Origin of the sequence: Mesorhizobium sp. CAU 1732, from assembly GCF_039888675.1 — a bacterium.
Taxonomy (GTDB): domain Bacteria; phylum Pseudomonadota; class Alphaproteobacteria; order Rhizobiales; family Rhizobiaceae; genus Aerobium.
In genome coordinates this window covers 1,974,668-1,988,356 of the sequence record NZ_JBDQQR010000001.1, presented here as the reverse complement: position 1 = coordinate 1,988,356, position 13,689 = coordinate 1,974,668, and the positions used below count along the sequence as shown (strand labels likewise).

The 13,689-nt window shown below is 60.5% G+C and carries 10 protein-coding genes; 6 read left to right on the top strand and 4 right to left on the bottom strand.

The window, feature by feature from the left end:
- The first annotated feature begins 397 nt into the window (after positions 1-397).
- From AAFN55_RS09680 to AAFN55_RS09670, 3 genes are all read left to right on the top strand, one after another.
- Positions 398-550 carry a hypothetical protein gene (locus tag AAFN55_RS09680; protein WP_347798638.1) on the top strand — a complete coding sequence of 51 codons (153 nt, stop codon included), beginning with the start codon at positions 398-400 and terminating at the stop codon, positions 548-550.
- Positions 551-695: 145 nt separating this feature from the next.
- Positions 696-1,538 carry a DUF3800 domain-containing protein gene (locus AAFN55_RS09675; RefSeq protein ID WP_347798637.1) on the top strand — a complete coding sequence of 281 codons (843 nt, stop codon included), beginning with the start codon at positions 696-698 and terminating at the stop codon, positions 1,536-1,538.
- 514 nt (positions 1,539-2,052) lie between these two features.
- A complete protein-coding gene (locus AAFN55_RS09670; protein ID WP_347798636.1) occupies positions 2,053-2,820 on the top strand; it encodes a metallophosphoesterase family protein in 768 nt (255 codons plus the stop codon).
- Between the two features lie 74 nt (positions 2,821-2,894).
- On the opposite strand, the gene AAFN55_RS09665 is transcribed toward AAFN55_RS09670, so the two are convergent.
- Positions 2,895-3,326: a hypothetical protein gene (locus tag AAFN55_RS09665; RefSeq protein WP_347798635.1), complete on the bottom strand. Its 432-nt coding sequence runs from the start codon at positions 3,324-3,326 to the stop codon at positions 2,895-2,897.
- 134 nt (positions 3,327-3,460) lie between these two features.
- Between AAFN55_RS09665 and AAFN55_RS09660 the strand changes: the two genes are divergently transcribed.
- Positions 3,461-4,048 (top strand): hypothetical protein, encoded by a 588-nt coding sequence (locus tag AAFN55_RS09660; protein WP_347798634.1) that lies wholly within the window; start codon positions 3,461-3,463, stop codon positions 4,046-4,048.
- Between the two features lie 30 nt (positions 4,049-4,078).
- Here AAFN55_RS09660 and AAFN55_RS09655 read toward each other — a convergent pair whose 3' ends face one another.
- Positions 4,079-9,496: a DUF4011 domain-containing protein gene (locus AAFN55_RS09655; RefSeq protein WP_347798633.1), complete on the bottom strand. Its 5,418-nt coding sequence runs from the start codon at positions 9,494-9,496 to the stop codon at positions 4,079-4,081.
- A 755-nt stretch (positions 9,497-10,251) separates the two neighbouring features.
- Between AAFN55_RS09655 and AAFN55_RS09650 the strand changes: the two genes are divergently transcribed.
- Positions 10,252-10,719, top strand: coding sequence for a metallophosphoesterase (locus AAFN55_RS09650; protein ID WP_347798632.1), 468 nt, complete (start codon positions 10,252-10,254; stop codon positions 10,717-10,719).
- 27 nt (positions 10,720-10,746) lie between these two features.
- The gene (locus tag AAFN55_RS09645; RefSeq protein WP_347798631.1) at positions 10,747-10,956 is read left to right on the top strand and encodes a hypothetical protein; all 210 of its coding nucleotides are present in this window, start codon (positions 10,747-10,749) and stop codon (positions 10,954-10,956) included.
- 14 nt (positions 10,957-10,970) lie between these two features.
- Here the strand turns inward: AAFN55_RS09645 and AAFN55_RS09640 are convergent, their stop codons facing one another.
- Both AAFN55_RS09640 and AAFN55_RS09635 read right to left on the bottom strand, forming a co-directional pair.
- Complete coding sequence (locus AAFN55_RS09640; RefSeq protein WP_347798630.1) at positions 10,971-12,779, bottom strand: AAA family ATPase; 1,809 nt, start codon at positions 12,777-12,779, stop codon at positions 10,971-10,973.
- Between the two features lie 193 nt (positions 12,780-12,972).
- Complete coding sequence (locus AAFN55_RS09635; RefSeq protein WP_347798629.1) at positions 12,973-13,593, bottom strand: hypothetical protein; 621 nt, start codon at positions 13,591-13,593, stop codon at positions 12,973-12,975.
- Between the last annotated feature and the right edge of the window lie 96 nt (positions 13,594-13,689).

Sequence of the window (13,689 nt, the reverse complement as noted above, 5' to 3'; positions counted from 1 at the left end):
CGTTCCGCGGCGTATCGTTCTCGACACCTGCACATTCCAAGCTCTCGCGGACTGCGGAGGCTTCGTCTTTGACACAGACGAGTTTCCGCAACCAACCGACTATGGTCCTGGCAAATGCCCATAGGATGGCGCGCCGATGGCCGATACCGTCGGCAATGAACGCCGAGAGGAGTTGGTTCAGCGACACGTTGTCTTCTGCTGCAGCCTGCTTGGCTGTCAATGACCGCGGAATCGTGACCCTGGCTTTTCGCGCAAAAGGGACCTCGGTATTGGGGTGTTGAGAGGCACGCCGGTATCCGTGGCGGATCGACCTCGGAGACGGCACCTTGATCGGCCCAACCGACGCCTCCAGCGCCTCGTCGACCGGCATCCCTTCTCGCGCCTCTGCGATGCTCGCGTGGATCGGATCGGCCGTTCGTCGCTGCCGATCCTCGATCAACTCCTGCACACGGCGATGCATCCGCTCCTTTGCCTTCGCTATCCTCCGTGGCTATCGCGACTTCTCCTCACCGTGATCTCGGTCATCGTCGTCGACAGCCGCTTCGTGTAGGCAGGACACCCAAGGAATTGCTTCTGTGGTACGTGCCCACTGCCGACGCCCAAAAGACTCGTACGCAATACAATCTGTAAACCCGGGCAGATGTAATTGTCACAAGACCTCAGTGCCGAAAGCATTTGTAATGGAAAGAAATACCGTGAACGATGAACAGCCTCATCTAACTTTTTTCATGGACGATTTCGGAACTCGTACCATGTGTAAGCCAAGTGACTCCCTACCTATGGAGGCTCATATATTCAGCTTTGGCCTAGGTGGGATAATCGTTCCTTCAGAGGCGGTCCAGGCGCTGTCTGATGCAACCATTAAGTTTTGCCAACGCTGGGATGTACCGGAACTGCACGGAAATAAGATTCGATCAGGAAAGGGAAAATTCGGTTTCTTGAAAAAGGACGAAGAGCGGAAGAACCGCTTCTTCGAAGAGCTGGAGGCCCTGATCATCGATGAGCGCATTACAGGCCATGCTTGCGTGATCTGCCGTCCTGGCTATCGCGATAGATATTATGAGAAGCACGCCGAAGGTTCGCGGTGGCAGATGTGCCGGACAGCCTTCGACATCGCCGTCGAGCGTGCGGCCAAGTACGCGAGGCTCGTCGGCCGGAAACTCTCCATTGCCTACGAGCGCACAGGAGCGACCGAAGACCGCCTAATCGAAAATTATTTCAAGGGACTTCTCAAAAACGGAACTGGCTTTGATGCGACAAACTCATCGAAGCATAGGCCTTTAACGAAAGACGAGCTAACGGAGACGCTTCTGACCATCTGGCCAGATGGGAAAAGCAATCCCATGCTACAATTGGCCGATCTCGTACTACACCCCCTCGGTCACCGCCCAACTGGCCTAAAAAATCGAGCGCATGACCGTTTGTCAGAAGCAGGGCAGATCATCGACTTGAGAAGCAATGGCGACGAGACGATCGCTGTTAAGTACTCCTGCTATGATGATCCATACAAGGAATGGGTGAACCCTAGAAACACATAAGGGACCCGAAGGTCCCTTAAGGCGGTCGGCGTAAAGCCTGACCCCGTGGCAAAGCCATGTACACTGTTTAGAGCATTACTTGAGATTTTTCAAGAGCCTTTAGACCATCAAACTCGAAGGCTCCGTGGAGCTAGTCCTCGGCGGCACGGTCTTGGATTATTCAGGGGACGGCCGTAGACGCTCTCCTACCAGGCGTTGGGAACCAGGGCTTCTTACCGCCCTAAGAGGCATCCAATCATGCTCTCGCCAAGCATCAGGAAGGCAGCGACGGATTCGAAGCCGTACTGAAGGGAGCAGCTTTGCGAGCGCTGGAATAACAAACGCACCGAGAGCGAACACCCCTCAAAATGGCAGGTGTGGTTGACCGGAAGTTGTTTAGCTGGTGATCGAGCCATCGGCCTGATCACTTCCCCGATCGGTCTTGTGCCTCAAGCATGCCCCGTGGGGTCGCGCTTTCGGTTAACAAAGGCCTAACCGTGGAGCGGCTACGTACGAATCTGAAAGGACTCCCCGGTTGACATACACCACCTACGCCATAGGCGACATCCATGGCCGTGCCGACCTTCTCTCCTCGCTCCTCGATGCCATCGCTGAGGAATCGGACGCATCCGGTAGCGAACCCCGCGTGCTCTTCCTCGGGGACATTGTCGACCGCGGACCATCGAGTAGGCAGGCGCTGAACCTGGTCTGCGAAACGTTGGTGAGATGGCCGCGATCGCGGCTGATCCGGGGCAATCATGATGCATACCTCCTCGATTTCATGACGGCTGACGCGGTCGACGAAACCAGGTTCGAGAAGTGGCTACTAAACCTCGGCGGCTACGTGACCTTGGAGTCCTACGGCCTCCTCTCCGAAAACACCATTGCCGAGACTGCCGCCGCTTTCAGGGCAAACTTTGCCCAGCACGTGGATGTGCTACGGAACTCATCACCCATCGTTGTCGACAGCCGCTTCGCCTACGTTCACGCGGGGATCGATCCCTCGCGCCCCATCGCGGAACAGGATCCGAAGGACATGATGATGATCCGGGAACCGTTCCTCCAATACGAGGGCGACCTGTCGCACGTTGTCGTCCACGGCCACACGCCGACCTCGTCTCGCCTACCGGAGAGCGGGCGTTGCCGGATAGGCATCGATACAGGGGCATACGCCACGGGCAGGCTCACCTGCCTTGCAGTCTCCGCTGATGAACGAATCCTCCATTTTCTGTTTGCTATCAGTTCCCCGGGGCGGATCGAGATCGCGAGACAAGAGGCAACCGATCTCGACCTCGCCGCATAGGGATGCTTCGGGAGGCAGCGGCATGAGGCAGTTTTCTAGTTGCAGGGCGCACGCGGCCAAGCGACAGCGGAGTGCTACGCGAAGGCCCTTGCTGGCGGTTCCGACGAATATGCCACGAGTGCGGCGTGCTCCTGGAACTCTGTCCCACTGTGGTCGAGCACCGTCTCGCGGCCTAAACCAGAGGTGGCATAGACTTCCCCGATCTGCATCAGGCTGTCTCCAGGCTCGTCGATCCGTAGATACCATACGTGCGGGTAGATAATTCCTCGGCCGTCAGTTTCCTCGGTAGAGGGCACGAACACGGCGATGCCCGCCGTCGCCTTGACGCCGTTCAGTTCGCGGGACGCAGGCGGAACCTGCCTGGCCACGTGAAGAACCTGGGCTTCTGGAAACCAGGCGCCGTAAATCTCGTACGAATAGGGTCCGTTGACCATGGTGAGCCTGGTGACCCGGTAGATCGTTCCCGGATATCCAAGCTGTTCGTAGATCGCCCGGCCCTGCGCCATGGTGCGGGACTTCCTGATATGTATGCGCGGTTCTGACACAGCAACCTCCCTGGACCGTTCGTCTCCGTCGATTGTCGTCGTGGTGACGAAAGGAACCAGACAGGCTGAGGCTTCAGCCTCTGCGGCGGGCGGCAATGGGCAATGCTGATGGATTTAGAGGCCCTGCCCTTCTGGATGAACGGAACCTTCACCTCCTGTTTGCTACCGCTGCCGCGGTCGCGTCAACATCACACGTGAAAGGCTTGCCTGTGACAGACTTCCCGCGCTTGAAGACGAAATATCCTGATCTCATTCCCGAACGACAGCACTTCCAGTGCGGACCGGGATGGGAACAGGTTCTTGACAAGTATTTCGACGAGGTAGGACGGGCCCTCCCGCTGGGAGCAAGCCTGGGTCTCGGGCGCATCTACCAAAAGTACGGAAGCCTGAGAATTGATGCCATGCCGGAGGGCGTCGTCACCGACGATGTCCAGATCGCGCTCGACAAGGCAGAGAATCTCGCGGACTCGCGTTCCTACCGATACTGCGAGACCTGCGGCAAGCCGGGCAATCTCCGCGACAAGCATCGGTGGCTGTACGTGGCCTGTGAAGCACATGCCGATGGGGCTCCTCCACTGCCACCGGACGAAGGCGTACTCCAGCTGAACGGCGTCGCCTATGAATACGACGAAAATCTCGATGATCTGGTCGTTGTCGAGGATGAGCACGAAGCGGCCGGCTAGATCGAAGTCGGCGTTTGGCGGCTGGACCAGCTACGTCCCATTCTTCGTGATGCTCTCGACCACCGCGGGCCGAACATATGCCCCGGCCAATACCTCAACCTCATCACCCTCCTCCGCGCCAAGCAAAGCTCTGGCGATGGGCGCATCGAAGTGCACGAGCCCGCTGCCGGGGTCGCTCTTTGCCTTGCTGATGGTGAGCTGCAGGATCTTGCAGTCGCCATTCAGATAGCGAACGCGGACAGTGTCGCCGATCTCAATGGCTCGATCATTCGTGGACTTGGCGATCGGCAGCGTCAGGACCTCTGCTCCGATTTGATCGAATAGCGATGGTCCAGGATCCGGCATTGGTTCGGGCAACTCGATAACGGGCGATGGCTCTGGACGGGCGGGCTGCACAGCAAACTCAGCTTCGCGCGCTTTCAGCTCCTCCATCCGAGCCGACAGAACCGCGCGCAAGCGTTCCGCCTCCCGACGGGGATTATTGAACCAGTCAGTCGACCAAATACGGTGGAATCGCCAACCTAGGCCTTCGAGCACTTCCTGACGAAGACGATCACGGTCACGTGCGGATTTAGCCGAGTGATAGCTGGCACCATCGCACTCGACCCCGAGCACAAACCCATGCGGCCAATCGGGATGCCGGACGCCGATATCGACAAAATATCCGGCAACGCCGACTTGGGGCACAGGCTCGTAGCCCATGGCCCGTACCTGATCCATTACGAACACTTCAAATTCAGAGTCGGCTTCACGCTGCGTTTCCGAGCCGCCGTCGAGCAAGCCGCTGGCGCAGTATTCCAGCCAGCGCTTCAGCATATGGGCGCCCGCATTACCCGTTTCCTCGGCGAGGATGTCGGCAGCGGTCATGGAGGAGAAGGTGACGATCTTCTCCTTGGCGCGGGAAAAGAGCACGTTCAGGCGGCGCCTTCCGGCGAGGCCGTTGATCGGACCGAACCGTTGGGCAGTCCGAGCGCCCCTCGCCTCCGGCCCGTACACGGTGCCGATGAACATCACATCACGTTCGTCGCCTTGCACGTTCTCGAGGTTCTTGACGAAGAACTCTTCCAGCCCGTCATGCTTCTCCTTCCACGCCTCGACGTAAGCCAGCGCGTGACGGTCGCGGCCGAGGGCATACTCGAACTCCTCGCTGATCAGGTCACGTTGCTTCTGGTTGAGCGTGACGATGCCCAGGGAGCGGTTGGGATCGGTGCGCATGAAATCGAGCGCGGCGTCGACGATCGTTCGGGCCTCGATCGGGTTCGTTCCCGCCTTGTAGAGGCCGTCGACCGCCCTGAACTCAACGCCCATCCGGGCCATGGATTCGGTCGCCGAAGGAAAGACAATGAGGTTGTCTTCGTAGACGAGGCGGTTTGAGAACTTGATGAGACCCGAGTGGCGCGAGCGATAGTGCCACCGCAGCCTTCTTGCTGGGCGGAAGGTAGCGTTCGCCATCTCGAGGATGGATTCGTTCAGGACGTTCTCGTCCTCGTCCGCCTCCTCGTCGTCGATCATTTTCTTGAAGAAGCTGCTCGGAGGTAGCTGGTTGGTGTCTCCCACGACAACCGTCTGCTTGCACCGAAGCAGGGCGCCGATCGATGCCTCCGGAGGCATCTGGGATGCCTCGTCGATGATGCACAGGTCGAACGTGATCGCATTCTTGGGCACATACTGCGCCACCGCCAGCGGCGACATCATCCAGCACGGCTTCAGCTCCAGGAGCGCGCGGCCGGCGCGCTGGGTCAGATCGCGGACGGAGATGAAGCGCTGCTGCTTGTTGATCTCGTTGTCGATCAGCGCCATTTGCGTCCAGGTGGACTTTTTTCCGGTGCCATTGCCGAAGGGCGGCTTCGCGTCAGCGTGCACCTTCCACCGCAGCTGCTGACGCGCAATCTTGATGATCTCCCTGTCCTGCTTCGCCAAGCTCGCCCGGAGGTCGTCGAGGCGATTCCCGGGATAGCGCGAAAGCGTCGAACCATGTTCGGCATAGACCGCCCGGGCGAGTTTGCGTACTGCCAGTGCCTCGAACTGCGCCGCCAACCCGTCAGGGACGCCCGCCTGCATTCGATAGGCCACGAGCGGATACGTTCCTGTTCCCTTCAGTTCGACGAGCGCCGTCGCCAGCACAGCATGGGCAAACAGCCCGTCCTGATCAGCGGACGCGCTCTCCAGGAACATCGCGATGGCATTCTCGTCACGGTCATTCGTGAAGTGGAGTGCATCCATGCGCGAAATCTCGCACAGCTCGGACAGCAGGCCTCGTGCGCGGACGTCGGCGTCAAGCACGCGCTTGGCATGCTCGGCCGCCTCTGCGGGCCGACCCGTGTTCAGGACCGAGGTCACCTGCTCCCGAAGCGGCAACGACTCCCTTGCCCACGCGCATGCCTTTCCTGGAGAAGCGGTCGCCGTCCGCGCTCCTTGAAACTTCCCGCCAAGCAACTTCGAAACGGCCTTGTCACCGTCGAGCTTCTTTCGGTGGACTAGCAGCGCTTCCAGCCTTGTCTCTAGCTCGGGCAGCGCATTGGGATCGAACGATGCAGGGTCACGGAACGCCCCGAGCAGCGGCCGCAATGCGTCCAAGGCTTCGGCGAGATCGTCGATCTCCTTCTGAGCGACAACGAGGTCGCGCTGCAGGGTCTGAAGACTGTCCACGGGGACGTTCCCGGATATTGGCGGCACGAGCTCCAGATCGTCGAAGTCGGCGTCGCGCAAGAACGTGCGCAACGAACGATGTTCTGGTCCCGCCATCGATTGGGCCACCTCGTAGAACTCGGTCAGGCGCTCGAATGGCGAGAAGTCGGTTCCGGTGCCCCGGAAGTGCAGGCCGAACACTGCGATTGCCTGCGGGTTCTCGACGAACTCCCGCTCGGTCCTGCGATAGGATGCGAGGGCTTCGAGCCGCTCGAGGGCATCACGTTTGTCGAAGCGGTCTGACAGTGACAGAGATCGGGCCAATTTCTTGGCCTGTCGAAACTCCCCGGACAAAAATGCGAAGATGCCGCCAGCCCTGAGCGAGGCGATCGTCTGCACCAGCGTCTGAAGCGGCGCGTCCACGCTCAGGGAAACGCGGCTTTCCAGGCCGTTCTTGGTTGCCTGGAGGGCACGCCCCTCGGAGCATAGCTTTCTCAGAATCGCCGTCGCAGCTGGATCGCCAGTCGCGGCGTTTCTGCACATTAGGGCTTCGCGCCCGGCACTGGCGATCGCCCCGTGAGCCTTCGCGATGCTGTCGAACTTCCAGTTCGCGGCCTCCGGACACGCGCGAACCAGCGGGGCCATGGCGGCCTCAAGGCCCCTCGCCCTGTCCAACGTCTCGCGGCGCTCGCCAAGCTCGGCTTCGAGTTCGGCCAGGTCCAGTGTCTCCAGCGACGCGGCGGCGCAAATTCCCGCAACGCGCTTCACCAGCGACAAGGTTTCGCCAGACAGTTCGGCGTCGAGTATTTCCGTCAGCTCACGTTCCGACTCGAGGCTTGCGTCACATTCGCCAAGAAAAGCGGATAGCCGATCGAGGTTTCCGCCATCCAGCAAGCGCACCAACAAGTCTCGAGGAAGCTCGCTCGGCAAGTTCAGTAGTCCGTTCAAGGCCTGCTGCAGAGTCTCCAGCGTTTCATTGTCCGTTCGCGGATCGATCCCGTGAGCCAAAAGACCATCCCTTAACGCGGCGAGGCCCCGGTATGCACGCGCCGAATTCAGGGCGAGATTACACGACTCCTCGACTGTAAAGCGTTCCGCATGCACCAGGCCTGTGGACTTCCAATACGAAGCCGCCTGCGCGGCGCCCTGCGCTCCTTTCTCCACAGCAACCGCCAGCGCTCGCAAACGTCCCATCCCGGCCAAGCTCAGAAAGCTGTCCGGTATGTCGGTTTCCGCAACCACTTCCGCGGGCATGCCCTCCAGGCACGGACTCGTGGCGATACTCTTCCCGAGTATCTCGTGGATGGTCAAACCGCTGCTGGCGAACGGCAGAGTCAGAAGGTCAATGTACTCGGCGAGCTGAGAACGGATTCGCCTGTATTCCTCGAGCTGCCGATCATAATCTCTGATCGCCGCCGGCCGTCGCATCTCGACACGTGACCGGACCGAGCCAATGACCTGCTCCCTCGTTGACCGTTCAGCCTGCAGTGGCAACAGGAATTCGCCGAGTCCCACCGCTTCGAGACGGGAGCGCACAACGTTCAGCGCGGCAAGCTTCTCTGCGATGAAGAGCACCTTCTTGCCCTCGGCAAGAGCGGCGGCGATCGCATTCACGATCGTCTGCGATTTCCCGGTGCCGGGAGGCCCCTCGACGGCGAGGTTCTTCCCGTTCGCAATATCTACGAGGGTGCTGAACTGCGACGAGTCGGCGTCGAGAACGACGCAGGGCACGCAACGCTCGATATCCGGCTCATCGACGTTGTACTCTTCGGCGAACGGCAGCGCGGATTCCGAATTCATTCCCCCGAGCAGCGAGCGGACGATCTCGTTGTCCGGGAAGGCCGGATTTGAGGGGTCGATGTCGTGATACATCGCCATCCGCGCCGAAGGGAAAACACCAATGGCAACCTGCCGGCGTACCCGCCAGACAATCTGCTTCGGGGAGATCTTGGCGACTGTGGCCAGATAGTCTTCGACAGAGGCACCCTCGAAGGGCGGCAGTTCGATACCGAACTCGATACGCATTTTTTCGGTCAGGACGGCATTTACTTCGGGCTCTTCGCCCGTCCCGGAAATTCGGAACTCGACGCCTTCCCGCGTTCGCTTCTTTTCGATCTGGGCGCCGCAGAGGATCAGAGGCGCGTACGACGTGTCCGTCTGGTTGGGCTCGGACCACTCCAGGAAGCCATAGGCCACTTGCAGCACGTTGATACCTGTTTCCTGAATCCACGTGCGGCATTTGGAAGTGACGTTATTAAGCTTGCGCTCCAAATCCTTTGGAAGCAGCAAAGTCTGGATATCATCGTCTGTATGGCGGTCGTGTTCCGACTCGTCCTCGGGATCAGGCAGCTCGTATGATGGGGTGATGCCGTTGTTGCGCGCATGTTGCGCCAGGTTGACATCGGCCTTTTGGGGCCGAGGCGGAAGACCGAGATCCACCCGGATACGATCCTTCAACGCGCGCTCGATCGCGCGGGCGTGGTCGAGATAGTCGTCAGCGTCACGTTCAATCGCATCGAGTTCGGCTAGATAAGCGTCATCGGTGATGCGGGCGTTGGCGAGCGCATCGCGAAACGTCTTGGTCTCTTCGTCCCGCGGGTCGGCATCGATCTCCGGCAGAGGGACGAGACGCATCGTCTGTCCGTTGTTCAACTTGTAAAACAAAACTTCGGGGAGCTCGTCGACAGCACGGATGTGCGCGTTCGACCGGGGTGAGAGCTTGGTCGCCAGCAGCGGATTTCGGCGGCTTAGGTCGAGCAGCTTGGGCCGGAGATTTTCAACCTTCTGTTTAACAAGCTCCAGCAGGGCTTCGTTTTTCATCGACTTCCGCTATTCTTCTTGGCGCACGAGGCGCAGGTGATTGCGCCGCTCGACCACGAGACCATGATTCAAAACGCATGCGGAAAGTCGAGGTATATGATGCTTGGTAGCCGCCTCGCAGGCGTTGCCCCAATTCTTCTCCCCCGCACGCCCCTGACCCGATCAGGTCGAACAAACGGCATTTTCACTCATTTCGTGCGTTCTGCAACCGTTCTTCTGCGGCTCGTCTTGCCGCGCACAGCTAAATCACACGCTTCGATTATGTGGCAGACAGGCGTATTCTGGTATTGAAACGGTCACCCTGCACAAGGCACCAGTCGACGAGGCGCTGCAAGCGCTTGCCCTGGAACGGGTGGGCAGGCGGCATGCCGCCTGCCCACCGCTACGACACTTTCCCTGCTGGACGCACCATCCAGTCAATTAAGAAATCCGTCGACCAACGTTCTAAAATTCAGGCTTAGCTGCAGTCAGTCTCCAGCCCACCTCGGCTATTGCTGGACGTCGGAAGGAGATTCCGATATCTGTGTTTGAACTTCCGTACGCGTGTGCGGTGATCGGACCGGAATGAAGATCATGCAGAAACTCTCGATACGAATAGCGATGTGATACCGCCAGCGCGTCCCGGACGCGCGGTTCCACGCCACTTTCGAGAGATTGCTTCCGATGATTTTCCGCTACACCGCAGACACCCATTTTTCGCATGCGCTGATGCTGTCCCCGTCAGCCTGCGCCAGGCCTTTCTCAGCACAGTGGAAATGGACGAGTTCCTAATCCGCGCCTGGAATGCCGTAGTTCGACCCGAGGACACCGTTTTCCATCTCGGCGATTTTTCGATGGGGCTGCAAGATGGTGCCCGCGTGCGCTCGATCTTCGCGAGGCTCATGGGCCGAAAGATGCTCGTGTTGGGCAACCATGACTGCGAGAGGCCGAACCTCGTTCACCCGGTCATCGCATCCTTGGAGTGGGCGCAGCCGCCGGCCCATCAACTTGAGATCACGGATGGGGGGCAGCACGTCTTCCTAGCGCATTACGCCTGCCGGACGTGGCCGAAAATCAGAAAGGGTGGCTGGCACTTTTATGGCCACTGTCACGGCGAGATGCCGAATTACTACCGCTCGCGCGATGTCGGGGTCGACTGCCCCGATACGGGTTTTGCGCCCCGCACCCTCAGGGAGTTGACGCAGCAGATGAAAGACGCAGGTGTTCCGGAAGGCGCAGTATGATACCTTTGCTCATCAAAGAGGAGCGTCATGACGGAGAAGGACAACAAACCGACGGCCCCTACGGATGACAAACGGGCCGGAAAGGTCTCGTACTGGGATGCCCTCGTGGCCGAAGGCTTCGTTCCGGCGCGCAGGCCCACGCGGATGGTCGTCCGAGAGGGCCATCCTGAAATTCCGCTAATCCGGCATAAGCCGGACAAGCGGGTGAAAGATAAAAAATCCGGTGCCAAGCCGTGACCTAGCCGCGGTTCTCAGCCCGCCTTCATCTCCGCATCGTCGACCAGCCTCAGCCGCGGTTGCTGATTCAACAGATCGCTGATTTCATCCGCCGAGAGTGTCCCCCTGACGAGCAGCGCCTCCGCGATCCGCTCGACCTCATGGCGATGAGTCCCGACAATGCGTTTCGCCCGGGTGAACTGCTCGCCCAGCACCTTGTCCACTCGCGCGTGCAGGAAACGATCGAACCGGAGGGCGTTGAACAGTTCGTCTTCGTCCTCGGAAGCGAGGTAGGCGAAGCCTTCGCCGAGGCCGTAGGAAGCTTCGACCGTCAGCGCAGATCGGGTCGCGTCGTAAAGGTCGGATCCTCGCCCCCCGCCGCCTCCCGCCGAGCGGTCGCCCAATGTGACCTCCTCAGCCGCTAGGCCGCCCAGCCGAAGGCAGATGTCGTCGAGCAACTGCGACCGCGTGCGTTCCCGCATCGGCCGCTGCCGGATGAATACTCCCCCACCATCCTGAAGTTCGCCTACGGTCGGCGCGAGGGTGCTGGCGATGGTGACCGAGACGAGATCGCCAACGTCGAGAACAAGGCAAACGACGGCATGCCCCGCTTCGTGAAGAGCCGACCTCCGGCGAAGGTCCTCCGGGATCGCAACGCGAACGGGAAGCTCGGCCACGAGATCCTCGAGTGTCAGGTCCCGCCGTGCCCGTCGCGCCCGACGTCTGCCCTGGCGGACCAGCTGCTCGAGCGAGGCTCCGTTCCAGCCATCCGTCCTCGCCGCGATGCCCGACAGGTTCGCGCCGGGAAGGAGGCCCTGCAGGTGCCAGCGGAGGATGCCCTCCCGCCCCTTCTGGTCAGGCAAGGGGATGCGGACGTGCCTGTCGAGGCGGCCGGCTCGGAGGAGCGCGGCATCAAGCCTGTGCGGGTGGTTGCACGCGCCGACAACAACGACGCCTTCGCGGCCCTCCACTCCATCGATGCACTCGAGCAGCGCGGCGACGACCTCCGTGCAGTACTGCGAATTGTGGTCGCTGAATTTTTCGCGATCGCCGACTGCGTCGATTTCGTCCAGGAAGATAATGGACGGTGCGTTCTTACGGGCCTCGTCGAATGCTGCGCGCATCGCTTTCAACATGTCGCCGAGGTGGCCTTTGGCCTGCCAGCGGCCGATCGACCCGAGCACGAGATGGACATCGCAGGTGCGCGCTAGAGCGCCCGCGAAGGTGGTCTTGCCCGTCCCGGGCGGTCCGCTCAGGAGAACGCCGCGATCGACGTCTTCCCAGCCGATCTTGCCTGATCGCCAGTCCGCGAGATCGATAGCCAGTTCACGCCCCCAGTCGCCTGCCTCGCCGAGACCGTGGAGGTCATCCAGTGTTGGCCCGGAAAAATCCCGGAGCTTCGGCAGCATAGCCTTCTTCATCAGGTCGATCGCCTTCGTCACGGGCCTGCCCCTTCGTAGCGCGACGGCGACGACATCTAGCGGCACGGTGGCAATGAATCCGGCCTGTTCCGCCGTGACCGTGAGGCCGAGGCAGAGCTTTGCCCCCGCGATGACGTGGCGCGGCTGAATCGGCCCGATTTCGATGACCGCGTCGGCCGCCATACGGAAGGTCTCCGGCACGCTGGCAGCGTCCTGGGCCACCAGGATCACGCGCGACTTCTTGGCCAGCGCCCCTGAAAGTTCGGCGTCCGAGGACCGCTTTCGGTCGCTGGTCTTCAATCGGACTTCGGTGCCGTCCAGACCGCCAGCATACGTCGTGACGGCCGGACCATGAGCGGCATACCGCGCCGCGTCTTCATAGGCGTTGGCATCCGCCCCATCGGGCAACACGAGGCCCAGCACGACAGGCTCGAAGGCCCGGAACTGCCAGACCGGACGGCACGCATGCATGATGGAGCAGTACGCAAGGAAACGCGGGAGATAGCGATAGAGCTTGCGCCGGAATTCAGCGTCATTGCCTCCGGCGAGCGCCTGAAGTGGATGGAGCTTTGTCATCGTGACTACCTGTCGAAGAGAGCGCTCGTCGCGCTAGAAGTCAGCCGTGGCTGCGCCGGACCTGCGTTTCGGGGCCAATCCGCGTTTCATCGAGATCGATCTCAACGAAGCGGTGCAGGATCAGCGACGACAGCCCCGCTATCGGCGGTGTCTCCCGAAAGGCAGGAAGACATTCCGCGACGGTCATGGAGCTGTTCTCGTCCAAGGCGGCAAGCAGCCTTATGCGATCGCCCAAGGGACAGCGCCATCTTGCGTAACGAAGGAGATCGCGGGCATTGACGAGCCTGGCCCCTGACCGGATTTCCGCATCCAAGGCAGTCTCGCGCCGATTGCCGACGCGGGTCGCAACCTCGTCAATCCAGTCACCGCATTGCGGGGTTGCGGGATCGACCGCATCGAGGAAGCAGGTGCCATTCCCTCTTACGACCTGGAAATCAGGGACATGGGTTTTCGCTCCGTCCCGCAGGAGCACGGGTAGGCACTTCCAGGAAACGACATCAGGGTCGACGTCCAGCAAGCAACCGAGATCACGGGCGAGCTGGGTTCTAAATAGCGGCGTTCCGGCGCACCGAACAGTCCCGAGCGGTTCAAATCGCAAGGGGGACGCGGAATCGCGAACGCTCTGCAATGACTGGATTTCTACCTCAACATGGACAGTCACGTTACACTCCATACGCTACGGGCAACCGAATGCCGCAAAGGCGGCGGCGCGATCGATCAGCGTATGAGGTGATGTGCCTGGGTCATGATGACGGAA